The 18,673-nt window shown below is 63.5% G+C and carries 15 protein-coding genes; 8 read left to right on the top strand and 7 right to left on the bottom strand.

Annotated elements, in window-relative coordinates; all coding sequences use genetic code 11:
• Positions 1 to 32 precede the first annotated feature (32 nt).
• The 5 genes from PQR32_RS16180 to PQR32_RS16160 all read left to right on the top strand — a co-directional run bounded on the left by PQR32_RS16180 (position 33) and on the right by PQR32_RS16160 (position 5,687).
• Positions 33 to 1,544: an NCS1 family nucleobase:cation symporter-1 gene (locus tag PQR32_RS16180; protein ID WP_408228472.1), complete on the top strand. Its 1,512-nt coding sequence runs from the start codon at positions 33 to 35 to the stop codon at positions 1,542 to 1,544.
• A 66-nt stretch (positions 1,545 to 1,610) separates the two neighbouring features.
• The gene (gene hydA / locus PQR32_RS16175) at positions 1,611 to 3,062 is read left to right on the top strand and encodes a dihydropyrimidinase (protein WP_408228469.1); all 1,452 of its coding nucleotides are present in this window, start codon (positions 1,611 to 1,613) and stop codon (positions 3,060 to 3,062) included.
• Between the two features lie 354 nt (positions 3,063 to 3,416).
• Positions 3,417 to 4,199, top strand: coding sequence for an amino acid ABC transporter substrate-binding protein (locus tag PQR32_RS16170; RefSeq protein ID WP_408228466.1), 783 nt, complete (start codon positions 3,417 to 3,419; stop codon positions 4,197 to 4,199).
• 22 nt (positions 4,200 to 4,221) lie between these two features.
• Positions 4,222 to 4,899, top strand: coding sequence for an amino acid ABC transporter permease (locus PQR32_RS16165; protein WP_408228463.1), 678 nt, complete (start codon positions 4,222 to 4,224; stop codon positions 4,897 to 4,899).
• The gene (locus PQR32_RS16160; RefSeq protein WP_408228460.1) at positions 4,899 to 5,687 is read left to right on the top strand and encodes an amino acid ABC transporter ATP-binding protein; all 789 of its coding nucleotides are present in this window, start codon (positions 4,899 to 4,901) and stop codon (positions 5,685 to 5,687) included. The genes PQR32_RS16165 and PQR32_RS16160 overlap by 1 nt, the downstream gene beginning before the upstream one ends.
• Positions 5,688 to 5,839: 152 nt before the next feature.
• Here the strand turns inward: PQR32_RS16160 and leuA are convergent, their stop codons facing one another.
• Both leuA and PQR32_RS16150 read right to left on the bottom strand, forming a co-directional pair.
• Positions 5,840 to 7,558 (bottom strand): 2-isopropylmalate synthase, encoded by a 1,719-nt coding sequence (gene leuA / locus PQR32_RS16155; RefSeq protein ID WP_408228457.1) that lies wholly within the window; start codon positions 7,556 to 7,558, stop codon positions 5,840 to 5,842.
• 269 nt (positions 7,559 to 7,827) lie between these two features.
• Positions 7,828 to 8,730: a class I SAM-dependent methyltransferase gene (locus tag PQR32_RS16150; protein ID WP_408228454.1), complete on the bottom strand. Its 903-nt coding sequence runs from the start codon at positions 8,728 to 8,730 to the stop codon at positions 7,828 to 7,830.
• 264 nt (positions 8,731 to 8,994) lie between these two features.
• Here PQR32_RS16150 and PQR32_RS16145 point away from each other — a divergent pair, with 264 nt between their 5' ends.
• On the top strand, positions 8,995 to 9,324 hold the full coding sequence (locus PQR32_RS16145) for a hypothetical protein (RefSeq protein WP_408228451.1): 330 nt from the start codon (positions 8,995 to 8,997) through the stop codon (positions 9,322 to 9,324).
• Positions 9,325 to 9,450: 126 nt separating this feature from the next.
• Here the strand turns inward: PQR32_RS16145 and PQR32_RS16140 are convergent, their stop codons facing one another.
• Positions 9,451 to 10,167: a cadmium resistance transporter gene (locus PQR32_RS16140; RefSeq protein WP_408228448.1), complete on the bottom strand. Its 717-nt coding sequence runs from the start codon at positions 10,165 to 10,167 to the stop codon at positions 9,451 to 9,453.
• 286 nt (positions 10,168 to 10,453) lie between these two features.
• On the opposite strand from PQR32_RS16140, the gene PQR32_RS16135 reads away from it, so the two are divergent.
• Positions 10,454 to 10,939, top strand: coding sequence for a hypothetical protein (locus PQR32_RS16135; protein ID WP_408228445.1), 486 nt, complete (start codon positions 10,454 to 10,456; stop codon positions 10,937 to 10,939).
• 93 nt (positions 10,940 to 11,032) lie between these two features.
• Here PQR32_RS16135 and PQR32_RS16130 read toward each other — a convergent pair whose 3' ends face one another.
• The 3 genes from PQR32_RS16130 to PQR32_RS16120 all read right to left on the bottom strand — a co-directional run bounded on the left by PQR32_RS16130 (position 11,033) and on the right by PQR32_RS16120 (position 14,864).
• Complete coding sequence (locus tag PQR32_RS16130) at positions 11,033 to 12,910, bottom strand: glycosyl transferase family 1 (protein ID WP_408228442.1); 1,878 nt, start codon at positions 12,908 to 12,910, stop codon at positions 11,033 to 11,035.
• Positions 12,911 to 13,049: 139 nt separating this feature from the next.
• On the bottom strand, positions 13,050 to 14,330 hold the full coding sequence (locus PQR32_RS16125) for a DUF3443 domain-containing protein (RefSeq protein ID WP_408228439.1): 1,281 nt from the start codon (positions 14,328 to 14,330) through the stop codon (positions 13,050 to 13,052).
• A gap of 69 nt (positions 14,331 to 14,399) precedes the next feature.
• Positions 14,400 to 14,864 (bottom strand): DUF2844 domain-containing protein, encoded by a 465-nt coding sequence (locus tag PQR32_RS16120; protein ID WP_408228436.1) that lies wholly within the window; start codon positions 14,862 to 14,864, stop codon positions 14,400 to 14,402.
• Positions 14,865 to 15,325: 461 nt separating this feature from the next.
• On the opposite strand from PQR32_RS16120, the gene bamC reads away from it, so the two are divergent.
• Entirely contained in the window at positions 15,326 to 16,558 is a 1,233-nt protein-coding gene (bamC, locus tag PQR32_RS16115; RefSeq protein WP_408228433.1) for an NlpB/DapX family lipoprotein, read from the top strand.
• Positions 16,559 to 17,368: 810 nt separating this feature from the next.
• Here bamC and PQR32_RS16110 read toward each other — a convergent pair.
• A complete protein-coding gene (locus tag PQR32_RS16110; RefSeq protein WP_408228430.1) occupies positions 17,369 to 18,295 on the bottom strand; it encodes a DMT family transporter in 927 nt (308 codons plus the stop codon).
• Positions 18,296 to 18,673 lie beyond the last annotated feature (378 nt).

The following is an 18,673-nucleotide window of genomic DNA, read 5'->3' as shown; positions in this document are numbered from 1 at the left end:
GCGGGCCTCAACGATCGAGTGGAGAGCTCTAGATGAAGCAGACAGCGCAACCCGCCGACCCGCAGCTCGCGGCCGGCGTGCAGGGCAGCAGTCTTTACAACGACGATCTTGCGCCGACCGGCGTCGCGCAGCGCACCTGGAAGTGGTATCACTTCGCCGCGCTGTGGGTCGGCATGGTGATGAACATCGCGTCGTACATGCTCGCCGCCGGCTTGACGGAAGAGGGCATGTCGCCGTGGCAGGCCGTGACCACCGTGCTGCTCGGCAACCTGATCGTGCTGGTGCCGATGCTGCTGATCGGCCATGCGGGCGCGAAGCACGGCATTCCGTACGCAGTGCTGGTGCGCTCGTCGTTCGGCACGCAGGGCGCCAAGCTGCCCGCGATGCTGCGCGCCATCGTCGCCTGCGGCTGGTATGGGATCCAGACATGGCTCGGTGGCAGCGCGATCTATACGCTGCTCAACATTCTCACCGGCAACGCGCTGCACGGCGCGGCTCTGCCGTTTCTCGACATCTCGCTTGCGCAACTGGCGTGTTTCCTCGTGTTCTGGGCGCTGCAGATCTACTTCATCGTGCACGGCACTGATTCGATCCGCTGGCTCGAAAGCTGGTCCGCGCCGATCAAGATCGTGATGTGCATTGCGCTCGTGTGGTGGGCGACTTCGAAAGCGGGCGGCCTTGGTTCGATGTTGTCGGCGCCGTCGCAGTTCGTGCCAGGCGGCAAGAAAGAAGGCCTCTTCTGGGTCACGTTCTGGCCCGGCCTCACGGCCATGGTCGGCTTCTGGGCCACGCTCGCGCTGAATATCCCCGACTTCACGCGCTTTGCCAGAACGCAGCGCGATCAGATCATCGGCCAGTCGGTCGGCTTGCCGGTGCCAATGGCGTTGCTCTCCGTGATCTCGGTGGTCGTCACATCGGCGACGGTGGTGATCTACGGCAAGGCGATCTGGGATCCGATCGACCTGACGAGCCGCATGACCGGCATCGGCGTGGGCGTCGCGCTGATCATCCTGACGCTCGACACGATGTGCTGCAATCTCGCGGCGAATCTCGTCGGCCCGGCTTACGATTTTTCGAGCCTGTGGCCTAAGGGCATTTCGTATCGCGTGGGCGGCATGATTACCGCGACCATCGCGATCGTGATGATGCCGTGGAAGATTCTCGCCACCACGCAGGGCTATATCTTCACGTGGCTGGTGGGCTACTCGGCCCTGCTGGGTCCGGTGGCAGGCATTCTGATGGTCGACTATTTCCTGATTCGCGGCACGCGCCTCGACACGCGTGAGTTGTTCGACGAACACGGCGAATACAGCTACACCGGTGGCTGGAATATCGGCGCGGTGGTCGCGCTCGTGATCGGCGTGCTGCCGAATCTGCCAGGCTTTTTGCACACCGCGTTTCCGGCGTCGTTTCCGAATGTGCCGGCGATCTTCAATACGCTCTATACGTATGCGTGGTTTGTCGGGCTCGCGTTGGCGTCGATCGTATATAGCGCGTGGATGAAGCTGAGCAAAGGACCGAGTGCGCGCGTGGCGAGCGCATAAATCAGGCACATGAGTATCAACGGATTACGTAGCACCGAAACCAGCAGTTCATAAGGAGGCGGCAACATGACGACCCTGATTCGCGGCGGCACGATTATCGACGCGGAGAACACGTATCGTGCGGACGTGTTGTGTGCGGACCCGCAGGACGGCGGCACGATCCTGCAGATTGGAGCGGACCTGGAGGCACCGGTCGGCGCCACGATCGTCGATGCGGGCGGTCAATACGTGATGCCCGGCGGCATCGATCCGCACACGCATATGGAATTGCCGTTCATGGGCACCACGGCGAGCGACGATTTCTACACGGGCACGGCGGCGGGTTTGTCCGGCGGCACCACGAGCATCATCGACTTCGTGATTCCGAGCCCGAAGCAGCCGCTGATGGACGCTTTCAAGGAGTGGCGCGGCTGGGCCGAGAAGGCGTCTTCGGACTACGGCTTTCACGTCGCGGTGACGTGGTGGGACGATTCGGTCTATCGCGACATGGGCACGCTGGTGCACGAACACGGTGTGTCGAGCTTCAAGCACTTCATGGCCTACAAGAACGCCATCATGGCCGATGACGAAGTGCTGGTGAACAGTTTCTCGCGCTCGCTCGAACTCGGCGCGCTGCCCACCGTGCATGCGGAAAACGGTGAGCTGGTGTTTCAATTGCAACGTCAGTTGCTGGCGAAAGGCTTTACCGGTCCGGAGGCGCATCCGTTGTCGCGGCCGCCGGAAGTGGAGGGCGAGGCCGCCAATCGCGCGATCCGGATCGCGCAGGTGCTGGGCGTGCCGGTGTATATCGTGCACGTGTCCTCAAAGGACGCGGTCGATGCGATCGCACGCGCGCGCAGCGAAGGTCTGCGCGTGTTCGGCGAGGTGTTGCCGGGCCACCTGGTGATCGACGAAGCGGTGTATCGCGATCCGGACTGGACCCGCGCGGCGGCCCACGTGATGAGCCCGCCGTTCCGCTCGGCCGAGCATCGCGAGGCATTGTGGCGCGGTTTGCAAGCCGGCCAGTTGCATACCACGGCGACCGATCACTGCGTGTTCTGCGCGTCGCAGAAGGCGATGGGGCGCGAGGACTTCACGAAGATCCCGAACGGCTGCGGGGGCGTGGAAGACCGCATGGCGGTGCTCTGGCATCACGGCGTGAACTCGGGGCGTCTCACGCCGAACGAGTTCGTGCGCATCACGTCGACGAATGCCGCGCAGATCTTCAACCTGTATCCGCGCAAAGGCGCGGTGCGGGTCGGCGCGGATGCCGACCTGGTGGTGTGGGACCCGAACGCGAGCAAAACGATCTCGGTGAAGACGCATCATCAGAAGGTCGACTTCAACGTGTTCGAAGGCATGACGGTGCAGGGCGTGGCGATGCACACGCTCACGCGCGGCGCGCTCGCCTGGACCGACGGCGAGCTGCGGGCCGTGCGCGGCGCCGGCCGTTACCTGAAGCGCCCGCCGAACGGCGCCTACTTCGACGCGATCCGCGTTGCCAACAAGCGCAAGGAGCCGCATCCGGTGGAGCGGTAAGCTATTCGCAATCCAACGGGCGGCGCCGTTTTCAAACGCGGCGCCGTCCGTTTTTCATGCCGCGCGTCCGCCGCGACAGCACCCTCTCGCGTTTTCCCCGATGGCGCGCAGCATAGGTTCCGTGTTGCGATGCATGCCGCGTCTGTCCTATCTGCTGTAGAGTTGAAATCCACGTCATACCAGAGGCCTTGGCTGTTCGCTTAGCACGCAAGCGCATATCGATCGAAAACCTGATCCTTTGTAAAAACGCAGGCCGTTTGCTACAGTCCGCCCACTCTGCGGGCGCAAGCGCCGGCGGGGACTGTCCAACACAAGACTCAGCCACCGACGTGGCACATTTGACGGAGCCGCCTGATGAAATCGATTCGTTCCATTCTGCTGATCGCGTTGTTCCAGGCCGTGGCCGTGAATTCCGCATTCGCCGCCGACGAACTCGCACAGATCAAATCCGCCGGCGTGTTCAAGATCGGCACCGAAGGCACCTACGCGCCGTTCACGTACCACGACGAATCGGGCAAGCTGACCGGTTTCGACGTCGAGATCGGCACGGCGATTGCACAACGTCTCGGCGTGAAGCCGCAATTCGTCGAAGGCAAATGGGACGGTCTGATCGCCGGTCTCGACGTGAACCGCTACGACGCGGTGATCAACGAAGTGGCCGTGACCGACGCGCGCAAGGCCAAATACGATTTCTCCGACCCGTACATCACCTCGCACGCGGCGCTGATCGTGCAGTCGAACAACACCACGATCAAGAACTTCGACGACCTGAAGGGCAAGAAGTCGGCCAACACGCTGACCAGCAACTTCGGCAAGATCGCGGCTGCGCATGGCGCGGAAGTGATCCCCGTGCAGGGCTTCAATGAGTCGATCGATCTGCTGACCTCGGGCCGCGTCGATGCGACCGTCAACGACTCGCTGTCGTTCCTCGACTTCAAGAAGCACAAGCCGGACGCGAAGGTGAAGATCGCCGCGCTCGATACGTCGAGCGACAGCAGCGACAAGTCCGCCGTGCTGATCCGCAAGGGCAGCCCGGAATTGCAGGCGGCGATCAACAAGGCGCTCGCCGACATCAAGAAAGACGGCACCTACGCGAAGATCTCGCAGAAGTATTTCGGCAAAGACGTCTCCCAGTAAACGCCTTCCGCGAGTCTGAATCATGCCGGCATGGTTGCATCTGATGGCGCAGTCGCTGTGGCCCCTGTTGTATGCGGGGCTCGTGTTTACCGTGCCGCTCACGCTGATCTCGTTTGCGATCGGGCTCGCGCTGGCGTTCCTCGTTGCGCTGGTTCGCCTGTTCGGGCCGAAGTGGGCCGTGGCGCTCGTGCGTTTCTACGTGTGGCTGTTTCGCGGCTCGCCGTTGCTCGTGCAACTGTTCGTGATCTTCTACGGCTTGCCGAACGTGGGCATCGTGCTCGATCCGTTGACGGCGGCGATCATCGGTTTTTCGCTGAATGTCGGCGCGTACAACTCCGAAGTGATACGCGGCGTGATCGAGTCGATTCCGAAAGGGCAGTGGGAGGCGGCGTATTCGATGGGGATGACGCGCGAGCAGGCCCTGCGTCGCGCGATCCTGCCGCAAGCGGCGCGCGTTGCGTTGCCGCCGCTGTCCAATTCGTTTATCGCGCTGGTGAAGGACACCTCGCTCGCCGCGGTGCTGACCGTGCCTGAGGTGTTTCAGGCGGCGCAGCGGATCGCGTCGGTGACGTACGAGCCGCTGATTCTGTACACGGAAGCGGCACTGGTTTATCTGGTGTTCAGTTCGGTGTTGTCGTCGGCGCAAGTCAGGCTCGAGCGCAAGTTCGGCCGTCATGCACTTTTCCAGGCAGGCAACTAATGATCCGACTGGAAAAAATCGACAAGTACTTCGCCGGGCAACGGGTGCTCAACTCGGTCGATCTTCAACTCGCTTCGGGTAATGTCACCGCCTTGATCGGTCCGTCGGGCAGCGGCAAGAGCACGCTTTTGCGTTGCGTGAATCTGCTCGAGATTCCCGAGTCCGGTTCGCTCGAACTCGGCGATCAGCGGCTGGAATTCAGCCGCGACCACCGCCCCTCGCGCGAAGCGGTGCTGACGATTCGCCGCCGCACGGGCATGGTGTTTCAGAACTTCCAGCTCTTTCCGCATCTGACGGTGCGGCAGAACGTGATGGAAGGCTTGTTGACCGTGCTGAAGTGGGACAAGGACAAGGCGCGGGCTCGCGCGGATGAATTGCTGGAGAAGGTCGGCATCGCGCAGAAGGCGGATGCGTGGCCTTCGACGCTGTCCGGTGGTCAACAACAGCGTGTGGCGATTGCGCGGGCGTTGGCGCCGTCGCCGGAAGTGCTGTTGTGCGACGAGCCGACCTCGGCGCTCGACCCCGGTCTCGCCGCGGAAGTGGTCGAGGTGCTCAAGCAACTCGCCACCGAAGGCATGACCATGCTGATGGCCACGCACGACTTGCGGCTCGCCGCGACGATCGCGCGTGACGTGGTGTTTCTGAATAACGGCGTGGTGGTCGAGGCCGGGCCGTCGCGCGAGATCTTCATGCAGCCGCGTGCGCCGGAGACCGAGCGTTTCGTTTCGACGTTGACGCACAGTCTGCCGGACGAGTGGACGGAATCGGGCGGAGCGGCAAGACAGTAAGGCAGCGCGACAGTAGCGCGGGGCGGGCGGAATCGAGCGACGCAGAGCGGCAAACGCAGTCACGCGCCCATGGTGATACAACGGAAAAGGGGGCGTCAAAACGCCCCCTTTGAACAACACCGCTACGAAATCATAGCCAGGTTCATCGAACCTTAAACGCCCACGCTCTCCGTGACATCGTTCATCGCGGCGTCGAAGAAGCGCTCCTTCGCCTGCGCATTGACACGTGCGTAAGCGCGATTCACGCCGCTGATCACCGCGCGAATCGACGCCGTCACCAGATTGGCATCGATGCCGACGCCGAACGCGCTGCCGGTGACATCGGCGCCGGCCATTTCGGCGACCGCCACCGCGCGGGCATCCGCACCCTGCGTCAACGCGCGTTCTTCATAGTGCTGAATTCGCACCGGCACGCCGATCGCGTGCATCAACGCGTCGAGCGGACCATTGCCTTCGCCGGTCAACACGCGTCGCGTGCCATTGATGTCGACCGTGAGTTTGATGTGCTCGCGTCCTTCGCGCTCGGACAGGCTGTGGCCGACGTAGTGGATCGGCGCGGTGTTCTGCACATATTCCTGCTGGAACAATTCCCAGATCTGCGCGGACGTGACTTCCTGGCCGCTGTCGTCGGTGAAGCGCTGCACGGCCGAGCTGAAGTCCACTTGCAGGCGGCGCGGCAACACGACGCCATAACCCTGCTCGAGCAGATAGGCGATGCCGCCTTTGCCCGACTGGCTGTTCACACGAATCACCGAGTCGTAGGTGCGGCCGAGATCGGCCGGATCGATCGGCATGTAGGGCACTTCCCAGACCGCGTCCGGTTTCTGCACCGCGAAACCCTTCTTGATCGCGTCCTGATGCGAGCCCGAGAAGGCCGTGAACACCAGATCGCCGACATACGGATGACGCGGATGGATCGGCAACTGCGTGCATTCTTCCGCCGTGCGCGCGACTTCATTGATGTTCGAGAAGTCGAGCCCCGGATCGACGCCCTGCGTGTACAGGTTCAACGCGAGCGTGACAAGGTCCACGTTACCGGTGCGCTCGCCGTTGCCGAACAGGCAGCCTTCGATGCGATCCGCGCCGGCCATCACGGCAAGTTCAGCGGCCGCCACCGCGGTGCCGCGATCGTTATGCGGATGCACGGAGATGAACAGCGAATCGCGGCGCGCGAGATTGCGGTGCATCCACTCGATCTGATCCGCGTAGATGTTCGGCGTCGACATTTCAACGGTGGCTGGCAAGTTGACGATGGCCTTGTGTTCCGGCGTCGGTTGCCAGATGTCGAACACGGCGTCGCAGACTTCCTTGGCGAATTCGATTTCGGTGCCGCTGAATACTTCCGGGCTGTACTGGAACGTGAAGTGCGTTTCCGGCGTGGCATCGGCGATCCGCTTCATCGTGCGGGCAGCGTTTTGCGCCAGCTCCTTCACGCCGCTCTTTTCCAGATTGAAGACGATCTTGCGGAATTCCGGCGCGGTCGCGTTGTACAGATGGACGATGGCGCGTGGCACGCCACGCAAGGATTCGAAGGTGCGTTCAATCAGGTCGTCGCGCGCTTGCGTCAAGACTTCGATGGTGACGTCGTCGGGGATATGGCCGCCTTCGATCAACTCGCGCACGAAATTGAAGTCGGTCTGCGATGCGGACGGGAATGCGACTTCGATTTGCTTGAAGCCGATCTGCACCAGCGTCTTGAACATGCGCATCTTGCGCTGCGCGTCCATCGGCTCGAAGAGCGACTGATTGCCGTCGCGCAGGTCGGTGCTCATCCAGATCGGCGGGTGCGTGATGGTGCGCGACGGCCACTGGCGATCCGTCAAGTTGATGGGCTTGAACGAGCGGTATTTGGTAGCGGGGTTCTTCAACATTTTCATCATCCGTGGGTGAGACCAGGTAGCTGGGAGTCGACCGGACGACGAAAAGACATAACTGGGCCGCCGGTCGGAAACCGGGGCTGGGTCAGTTACTGGGGAATTGAGCGGTGCTTCGAGTGGTTCAGATGGAAGCGCGCAGCAACAGACCTAGCCCGGTAGAGGGGGCTAGTAGTAGCGATAGGATGGTCTGGGCGCGGTACATAGTGCGCAATAGGAACATATTATTGGGACGGCGTCAAGCGCCGCCCCGGTGTGGGGCGAGATCAGTGTGCTGGTTTCACGAAGCGCAAGGTCATGCGGTCCGATTCGCCGATCGCCGCATATTTCGCCCGGTCGACGTCGTCGCCCTTGAAGGTCGGCGGCAGTGACCAGACGCCGTTCGGGTAGTTTTTGGTGTCGCGCGGGTTGGAGTTCACTTCGCTCTTGCCGGCCAATTCGAAGCCGGCCGCCCGCGCATGCTCGATCACGTAGTCTTCGGTCACATAGCCGGTGTCGATGGTCTGTTGCAGCGAAGTGCCCGGCGCTGCGCGGTGTTCCTCGACACCGAGGATGCCGCCCGGTTTGAGCGCCGCATAGAAGGCGCGCAGGTTCGCGTCGATCTGGCCGTCCTTGATCCAGTTATGGATATTGCGGAAGGTCAGCACCTCGTCGACGCTGGCATCGGCCGGAAAGCCGCTGAACTGGCCGGTGTGCAGCGTGCCGACCACCACATTGCTGTAGACGCCGGGCGTGGCCGCCAGTTTGCGCGCGAATGCGGCCCGATTGGCCTGTGCTTCCGCGGACGGCCCCCCTTGCGGGCCGTCGTAATGCGCCTCGTAGAGCTTGCCGTGGTCGTGCAGATAGGGCGCGAGGATGTCCGTGTACCAGCCGCCGCCCGGCTCGATCTCCAGCACGCTTTGCGATGGCGCGAGTTCGAAGAACTGCAGCGTTTCCTTCGGATGGCGGTAGGTATCGCGGGCGCGGGCCTTGTCGCCGCGCTGTGGTCCGGAGATTGCGGCATCGAGCTGTGCTGGACTGGCCGAAGCAGAGGCTGACGTTGACATTGATGCGGAAGTCGAGGCCGATGGGCCGGCGCAGGCCGCCAGCAACAGCGTTGCAGCCAGTGCCGCGAGCGTGGCGCGCGGCGCGCGGGCCTGGAGGTTGGGTCGAAGGTTCATGACGTCCATTATCGGGCGCGATCGCGCTGGAAGGAAATCGGTAATCGGCATAAGGATAGGCGCTCGCTGGATTTGCGTGGCTGCCGCCGTGGCCCGGAATAAAAGACCGTGCCCGCCAGTTTCGCTGTTTACCGCGACTCGCGCTGAGGTCGCCGAATCCGAAGCGCGGCATGGCGCGTATAAATGGTGTGATCAGCGTTGGCTGTCGCGCGCGGGCTTGTTGTGTGCCGGGCGCGACTTGATCCCCTTCATTTCATTTTGCTGGAGGCAGGTATGAAACGAACATTGAGGATGTCGCGGGCAGGGCGGGTTTTATTGTGCGCGGCCGCGTGCGCGATTGCGGTGCAGGCGGGAGCGCAGGGTTTGAGCCCGCAGGACGACATGAACGCGCCGCAAAACAGCACGCGTTTGATGCCGAACGCCGCGCGCGGCAGCGAATATCCGACGCACGGCAACCAGCAGGCCGGGGAAATGAACCTGAATCCGACCGACCCGCGCGCGCAACTGGTCAACGGTTTGCCGAATCACACCAATTCCGGCGGCTACGGCTCGCCGCTCGCCGGTGTGCGTACTTACGTGCAACCGCAGATGCCGTCGAATTGAGCGCTCGCGCGGACGACGGTCGTGCCGCATCGCGCGCTGGACTGCGGCGCATCCCTGCACGGACCGTGTTGTTCCATTGAGCTTTTTTCGGATGATGGCCGCGTATGGCCCACATACGGGCACCGGTCAGAGTCCGAAAACGATCCGCAACGTATCGTTCTGCGCGATCACGGAGACGCCGATGATCACCAGGATCAGCGGTAGCAGCGCGGTGCCATAGCGCCGGATCGGCGCGCCCAGCAACGGATGCTCCACGAGCCACACCGCGCCGGCGCACCAGAGCCCGATCATCACGATAAAGACGAGCGAGATGAACGCGCCCTCGCCGTGCGAATGGCTGGCGTACAAGGGCACGTAGACGGCGAGATTGTCGGAACCGTTGGCGACGGCCACGCAGGCGATAGTCCACCAGGATGAGGCGCGGCGTGCGGGCGATGGAGTGGCTGGAGCGGGCGGGCCTGCCTGATTCGCTGCCTTACCCGCGTCAGGTGCACTAACCGAATGCCCCGAGCTGGCAGGCCCGGACGATGCGGGTGGCCCCGTTTCGGTTCGCGCCGTTTCTTCCTGCTGCGCGTTGCCGGGACCAAAGCGCTCCCACGCTTTGCTGAGCCCCACGCCGATTGGCAAAATGCCGAGCAAACCGACATAACCCGCCGGCAAGTGCTTGAGCAATGCGGCGAGCACCATCGATCCCACGACCAGGATCAGCGAGCCGGCATACTGCCCGGCGATCACGCGACGCCGCTCGTCGCCGGCTTCCGCCAGGAAGGCGAGCAGCACGAACAGGTTGTCGATGTTGGTGGCGGTGTAACCCGCGATGGTGAGCAGGGCAAGGCTGAACATGCGGGAAAGCCAGTCGGCACACAGTGAGAAAGCGTGACAAGGCGAAGCGATGTGCGTCGCGAGGCCCCGTCGCAAAGTCGGCAGCGCGCCGATCGGACGGCGGCCGGTCAACACGATGCCGATGCGAGCCGCCGCGGTCAAGCGGTCACTGGGTTTCGGGTGCGCCGGATGCGCGGTGAAAGTGTCGCTCGCCTTGTGCGGCCCGCGCGCTGCCGACGCTCGAAGCCGGTGCCGCTCAAGGAGGTCGTAAGCTACAATTGCCGACGGCTTGAAAAACGGAACACCAATGAAGATTCGGATTCTCTCTATCGCCTGCGTCACGACGGCTGCTGCGCTGCTGACGGCCTGCACGGCCGTCTATAAGAACACGGACGCGTGCGAGCAGTTGATGCGAAGCAAGCTGGCGGAAACGTCGCCGGATCCGCTGAAGATCACTCATGCGGGCGCAGGTATTTATGGCTCGCGAGTGGTGGTTGAGGGATCGATCGAACGTGTGGGGGTTCCGGCGTCCGAGTCTGCGGCGGCGGGTGCAGCCAGTGCGCCGCTTGCAGCTTCGGGTGCGCCGGCGGCTTCCGCTGTGACTGCGGGTGGAGCAAGTGCAGCGGGCGCATCAGATGCATCGGCAACAGCGCTTTCGCTCAAGCCTGTCAAACCTAAGAAGACCGTCACGCCAGCAGCCGCGGAGTGCACCTTCCATGGGCCGACGCTGGACGTGTTCAACTGGCTGGCGCCGGCTGATCTTGTAACGGCGAGCCCCAACGCGACGGAGTAGCGTATCGGCGCACGGGTACGACGGCCCGGCGCCGGATAATCTCGTGACGCCGGCCATCATGCGACCGGGTAGCGCACTGAGCGGCGCCGAACCTCAGGCCATCGCTTCTTCCCTGCGTCGGCGTTGCTTTCCCCACACCCGTTCCAGCACGCATTCACCGAACGCCTGCGGCCGTCCTTCAAAGCAACGTTCCACAGCCCGCGTATCGATCAAACGCTGCCGCAAGGCTGTGCGCTCGTCATGCGCGTCGATCATCCGCACGGCGGCGGCGATGTAATCCTCGACGCTCTCCGCCGTGGTCCACGACGGCATGCCCACACGCTCGAACAGCGCGCCGTCGATCCGCTCGAACACTTCTGGCCCGCGTTTGCAGATGCCGGGCAAACCCAGCGTGAGCGCATCGACGATGCCGTTGGTATTGCCGAACGGGAACGGGCTGAGAAACAGGTCGGACCGATTGACGCGCGCCAGATAGCCCGCGTATTCGTGAAAGCCGTGCACGACAGCGCGTGGCAGTGTCTGGCGGATCACCTCGCGCATGCGCTCGAGCGGCAAACCGAAGGGCACGCCGCTCATGAAGTGAAACTGGACCGGCGGCGCCGCGCGCGCGGCGATCTCTCGGCATGCTTCGAGAAAGCCGGGGTTGAGCTTCATCGCGCTGGCCGTGATGACGATCTCCAGCGTTTCGCGTAACGGCGGAATCTCGGCGACGGTGTCCGGCAGCGCCACCGACGGCCGGTAAGGTTGGCCGTCTTTCGGCAGCTTCATCAAACGTTCGCTGAAGCAGGCGGGATCGCCAACATAGTCTGCCTCGACGCTGACGTAGTCGATCTTGTCGGAGTGAGTGGTGGCCGGGTGGCCGAGGCCGGCGATCTGCAGCGGCGCAATGCGCAGGTTCGACATGAACACCGTGAGCGCGAACATGCCGACGCTCGGCATATAGAGCACGTCGGGCTGTTCCGCCTCGGCAAAGTCGCGAATCGTTTTCAGACATTCACCGATGTATTCCGGCTGTTCGAGTTCGATGAATCGGTCGAACACCGCGCGCCCAATATCGTCGATGGCGTAGCCGAAGCCGAAGGCCACCACTTCGAAATGCTCGCGCGCGGCTTCGAGCGTGCGCGAGTGCGTGCGGTAGATCGAATGGGCGCCGCCGAACCACTCGAGCACGACCACCATCAGCGGTTTTTTGCCGCGCTGCTTGCGGCTTTTCGCGCCGGCTAGCTTCGCCGCGGGAATGTCGGTCAGCCCTATTTGGTCCAGCTTGCGGCGCACCAGCGCGTTGATGTCCCGCTTGATCTCATGGCGCCGCGGCGTGTCCGCGTAGCTGCAGAACATATAGGCGTTGTGCAGCAAGGCGGTCGGCAGGTCATCGAGGTCGTCGATCTGCCGCAGTTTGCCGGGCAGCCATTCCATCAGCGCTTCGCGCTTCATATGCGCGCTGGCCGATCCTTTGAAGACCGGCGCCAGCAAAACGAGGGCAAGACAGGCGCCGAGCGATTTGTCGTACGCCCACAGCGCGGCGAAGTCGAGTTCCAGTTCGGACTCGGTCGAGTAGAGCGCGCAGAGTTTTTCGATGAAGCTGTCGCCGGACAGAAACTCGGCGTTGTCCGCACCACGCGGATTCAGGTAACGGGTCACATGGTCCGCATTGCCGAACGGCGTGCAGGCGAACACCAGTCCGACCCATTCGTGCAGTGTCAGAATCAATCTGAAACACTCGGGTGGCAACTGGAACGCCGGGTCGGCGAACAGGGTCGACGCCGCGCTCGCGAGGCGTGTGCAGAAGCGCTTGCGTTGCTCGTCAGGCGGCAGGTCGGCAATGCCCGAGGCAAGAAAGCTGCCGTCCAGTTCGCCGCGCTTCTGCTGAAGGAGCGCCAGCGCGGCAATGAACTGGATCGCGGCTTTGACATGCTGTCGCGTGTAGACGAGCTGCTCGAAATGATCGAGCGAAAAAGTGGGTTTTTCCATCTGCCGACAATTCCAGGATTTGCATGACTAACTAATTGGGATGGAGTTAGCCGGAAGGTGAAATTATCTCAGCCGATGGGTACCAAATCTGTCCGCCAGGTGAGTTTGCGAAATTTCGGCGTCGAAAGAAGCCGTCCGTTCAGAACGCGTAGTAAGGCCCCGGGCCCGCCGACGTCTCGCGCGAGGCGATCGCCGTATAGACGCGTCGTCCGAAGAAGAACGGCAAGCCCCAGCCGAAGCCGCTGCTGGCCACGCCGGCCAGATTGTTGAAGGCGTTATTCGACGACGTGAACAGCGCGCTCGAATTGCCGATCGCGAACGACACCGTGGCCGACGCGCCATCCGTGCCGATGATGGCTGCGTTCGCGGACTGGATCGTCGCCGGGCAGTACCAGAAGCCGCACTGCGGAAACTGGCCAGTCTGGAAGAACAGCCCGTTCGAACCGCTGTCGACATAGCTTCGCGAATAAGTCTGCCCGCCGCTCGTGGTGACGACGTAGCCCGTCACCGGATTCGCCTTGAGGACGCTGGCGCCGTTCAGTGTGTTGTTGGCCTGGGTGCCGATGCCGAAGATCATCGAACCCGATACGCTGGCCGCGCCGGCATCGGCGATGGCCGGCAGGTCGATCACTACGCCGTTGTTGTCGAGCGCAAAGCGGCTGACCGGATTGGTCACCTGCTGCGCCAGCGCTTGCGTGCTGGCGAGGCAGGCGCCGCTGGCGTCGCAACTGTAGTACCAGCGCGGCAGCGCGGCGCTGACGCAGCCGCTGCCGCAGTCGGCCGCGAACAGGCCGACGCCGAGAATGCCGTTCGAGCGCAAGGCCGCCACCGTCTGCATGGCGCGGGCGGAGTCCGCGCAGTCGGCGGGCACCGTGGGCACGGCCGGGTCGGCGATCGTCTGGATCGGGAGCGACGCGGCCAGCTGGCCGGCCATGCGCACGTCCGCGCTGCGCACCGCGCCCCAGGTGTAGCCGCCACCGAACACCGCGCATTCGCCCGCAATGCCGCTGCCCGATGCGATTGCCGCGAGCGACAGGTCTGCCGGCAGTGCGGACGCGAGAATCCTGAGTCCGTGCGAACCGGTGTCGACCTGGATATTGTCGATCGTCGCGCAATTGCTGGTGCCGGGCTGGCAGACGGTGACGCTCGTCGTCAGCATGTTGCGCGTCAGACCCGGTGCGGCGGTGACGGCGATTGGCTGGACGTTCGGTGTATTCGACTGCGGCACGGAGGCGGTCGGGCTCGCGCTCGAGGCGGCAGGCGGCGCTGCGGCTACCGGCGCACCGCCAGCGCCCGGGCTGCTGGCCGGGGCGGCCGAGCCCGTCTGGGATGTCGTGGCCGGCGAGCCGCCGCCACCGCCGCATCCCGCGAAAACGGCGCAAACCAGCAGAAGGGCATAAAGGGGAAGAGCGGATTTCATGGCGTGGTCAGTGTTCGTCGAGGCGTGGTGCTGATGCTGATGCCGGTGCTGAGTGCCTGTGCTTGCGCATCACTGAAAATCGTCAGCCGTGACGCCGGGTGGCAGCGCCGCGGGCAGCCATGCGCGGCCGACGTAGCCGCGCATCGGGCCGCCGGATTCCACGATCACGTCCGGCCGCGCCACGCGCGAGACATGCAGATTGCCGTCCGCCGTCGCCGCGGCGGCGCCGGCGCGATACGAGGCGGCGTACTTTCCGAGCAGCGCGCGCAGGTCCGGCATGGTTGGGCCTTGCCACGCGTAGGCGATGATCTGGCCGGTGTTCGTCGCGTACTCGTTGATGGTCGTGTTGCCCGCGTCGGTCAGCGTGCGCATGCGCAGCGCCCCGTTCAACATGGCGCGCGGCGCGCGCGCGCTCGCATCCGCCTGAGCCGGCATGGCGCCGCCCAATTCGGCGCGCGCGTCGAGGCTCGCGCACAACACGGCGACCGCGATCGCCGACACAGCGAGATTCGGGGTAAAGGCAGGCAATAGCATGACGGTCGGTCCCGTGGCTGGAGTGCTCGAAGGCTTCTTGAGTTGTCCATTTCAAGATATCACTCGGGTTTTCAGACCGTTACCTGAAGCGGCGTGCAGCTAATTTCGATATATCAAAATTGACCGTGCGAAGGCGCCGGAAAGTGCCGTCGAATCAATGATCTGACGATCGCGTAGGGCGTATCTGACAGACCGTTGGGAAATGTGGGAAATTGTTAAATTTGCCGTGCGTCGGGCTGTTTTCAGGCGCGAAAACAAGGCTGTTGCAACTCATGGAAACCTTGGTGGAAGGAGGCGCTTCGGTATCCTTCGCACGCGTGAATCCTGCATCGTTTGCGCACGTCTCACGCTGCTCAAATCACGAGCAAACCCGGGTTTTTGCACATGACTCGCCGGGATCGGTAAAATGTTGGGTTGATCCACGGAAACTTGCCGTGGCGTAGCGGAAGGATTCCCCGAACATGACTGATCTTCGTCTTACCAAGCGGTTTGCAGTAATGCTGATGGCAGGCGGTCTGGTCGCCGGCTGCGGCACGTCGTCGCCGACCAAAGTCGACTACAAGAGCGACTCGAAATCGAAGCAGGTATCACTTGCCGTACCGCCGAATATGATCGATGAGACGGCCGATCAGCGTTCGTTGCCCCCGCAGGGCGGCGAAACCTCGTTGTCCACGCTCAAGCAGGTTCAGGCGCAAGCCCCGTCGGCCAATTCCGTAGTGGTGGCGCCGGCGGTCAACGGCATGCATATCCAGCGCGACGGCACGGAAAGCTGGCTCGTCATCGACAACAAGGCGCCCGAGCAGGCATGGCCGCAGATTCGCCGCTTCTGGCAGGAACAGGGCTTCCTGCTGGTGGTCGACCAGCGCGACAAGGGCGTGATGGAAACCGACTGGAACGAAACGCACGCGCAGATCAACGAAGGCCTGATCCGCAATACGCTGTCCAAGGCCATGGGCAACAGCTACGTGACCTCGGAGCGCAACAAGTACCGCACGCGTCTGGAAGCGGCGCCGAACGGCGGCACCTACGTGTTCGTCAGCCAGAAGGGCATGCGCGAGGCGCTGACCGGCACGAACAACGATTCGAGCACGTGGGTGGCGAAGCCGAACGATCCGGGCCTCGAACAGGAATATCTGAAGCGGCTGATGGCGGCGCTGGCGCTGGCCGATTCGCGCACGAAACCGACCGACGCGCAAAACGCCGACCTGTCGGCCGGCGCGCAAACGGCGCCGAACGCGGCCACGTCGGGCGCCAAGTCGGCGGCTGCGGCCACGGCGGCGCAAAACGTCGCGCTGTCTGCCCAGCAACCCCTGCCCGATGCGGACGCGGCGAACAACACCGACGCGCAGCTCTCGTCGACGGAACTCACGCTCGGCGAGCCGTACGACCGCGCATGGTTGCGCGTGGGCCTCGCGCTCGATCGCAGCAACTTCACCGTCGACGACCGCGATCTGACCCGCGGCCTGTACTTCGTGCGCTACGTCGATCCGAAGGACATGACGTCGGCGGAACAGGGCTTCTGGAGCCAGGTTTTCCACGGCAAGAAGGAAAAAGTTGCCAAGCAGTATCTGGTCAACGTGCGCGCGGTGACGCCGAACCAGACCCGTGTGGCTGTGGTCGACGACAAGGGTGCGATCGATCAGAGCCCGCAGGCCAAGCAGATCATGAGTCTGATGAGCGACCAGTTGCACTAGGGCTGCAGCAGCTGGAACGCTGGCTGAAAACCCGCCCGGGATCACGCCGGGCGGGTTTTTTTATGCCTTGGGTTTCACCCAGTGCGTGGCCGGCAAGAGAGCGTTCAACGCGCGCGCACGTCTTTTGCTTAGTCCCTGAATACCGGTCGAACCGGAATTCAACGGGAGATGGCCATGTTCGACGTGATTCCTTACTGGATGTGGGCGGCGAGTTTGCTCGTCCTGGCGCTTGTATGCGGCGCAGCCTTGAGCCCGCGAGAATCGCGGCGGCCGGCCGGCCTGCGGGTTCGGCATGGCGCGACGCAGCGCACGAAGTGGCCGACGCCTTGACCGTCTCACCGATGCGGCCGCCTCCGCGGCCGCATGTAACGTGACGTTACCCCGGTGACGTAACTTTCCAAGTCTCCCTTGAAACGCCATCCGCAACCTTCCTCCGCTGAAAAATTCAATAAAAATCAAGCGGTTGACGTTTGTTTCGAACAGTTTAACGAAACTGGCACACAAGCTGCTCTTATAGACTCATGGGGCCGGATTGAGTGATCCGCCGTGAGCTTGCAGCGAATCTCGATCGACGATTCCAGAGCATTCCAGCATCGGCCGACGAACCGATGCTTCGCCCGATGACGGCCTGCGCGCGTGGCGCGCAGCCTCGGTGGCCCCGTCGCCTATCCTCGTAGGGCGACGGTTTCGCCCGCGCTCCGATGGAGTGCGGGCTATTTTTTTGCGCTCTGGATTCGCTGCGGCCAGCCTCGCGGCGGGAAAGAGGGAGTCGGGGACGCGGGGCAAGCGTCGCGCGAAATAAAGCGGGTTTCAGGTATCGGCGCGGCGCGTGCCGATCCACGGCAGACGCTTGATCACGCCGGTGGCGAGCGCCGTGCCGACCAGAATCACGCCGCAACCTTCCAGCATGCCGGGCGAGACGCTTTCGCCGAGAAACAGCGCGCCCCACAGAATGCCGAAGATCGGAATGACGAAGGTCACCGTAATCGCGCGCGCCGGTCCGGCCACCGCGATCAGATGGAAGAACAGCATATACGCCACGCCGGTACAGGCCACACCGAGCGCGATCACCGCGCCCCATGCGTGCAGCGAGATCGGCGCCGCCGGCCAGTAGATCACGGCAAGCGGCAGCAGCACGATCGTGGCGCCGGTCATGGTGCCGGTGGCGACGGTGAGCGCGTCGACGCCGGTCAGATGGCGCTTGGTGTAGTTGGCGGCGATGCCGTACAGCAGCGTGGCGCCGAGCGCGGCACCGGCTGCGAGCGCGGTAGTGAGCGGCGTGGCCGGCGTGCCGTTCGGCGCGGCGATCTGATCCCACACCAGCATCAACACGCCGAGAAAGCCGATGACCAGACCGAGCGTGCGCAGCGCGCTCAGTCTGTCGCGCAGCCACAGAAAGCCGACCAGCGCGCCCCACAGCGGCGTGCTCGCATTGATCACCGACGTGACGCCCGCCGACAGCGTCAACTCGGCATAGGCGAACAGGCAGAACGGCGCCGCCGAATTCAGAATGCCGACCACCAGCAGCGGGAAGGCCCGGGTGCGCAGGAGCGTCGCGGATTGGCGCAGCGGACGTCGCGCGATCAGCACGATCGCGAGAAAGGCCGCGCCGATGCCGACGCGCAGCGCCATCAGTGGCGCCACGCCGAAGTCGGTGACGCCGACGCGGATAAACAGGAACGAGGCGCCCCACAGGGCGGCGAGGATCAGCAACTGCAGCAGGTTTTTAGCATTCATCGTGGGGGCGCCGCGCGCGGTTGAGTCGGGACGCCTGCGCATCGTAGCAGCGCAATCGTGCGAAACGTTTCAGGCTGGAATGAAACGGCAAGATACGGGAGAGGAAAGGCGTCTGTCACTGTCCATCGTAAGCGCAGCGGCGGCCTGCGCAAAACGAGCAATTCTCACGCTGATGTGAGAAATATTACGATCAGGGCGGTGGGTTGGGGTTGGAGCGCATGGGCAGGTGAGGGGGCGAGCGAAGAAGCGTGAATTATTTTGCGGCAGCGCATCAGCTGCGAATGGCTTGGGGCGTTCATCCTCGCATCGTTGAAGCGGCGCGTGCCAGTGAGCGCGCGGCCGCCGGTTAGCGAGGGTGCATCTAGCGGGCGGGGTGCG

It is taken from the genome of Paraburkholderia dipogonis (genome assembly GCF_046027395.1).
Lineage (GTDB): Bacteria > Pseudomonadota > Gammaproteobacteria > Burkholderiales > Burkholderiaceae > Paraburkholderia > Paraburkholderia dipogonis_A.
This window is presented reverse-complemented; position numbering and strand designations above follow the sequence as displayed.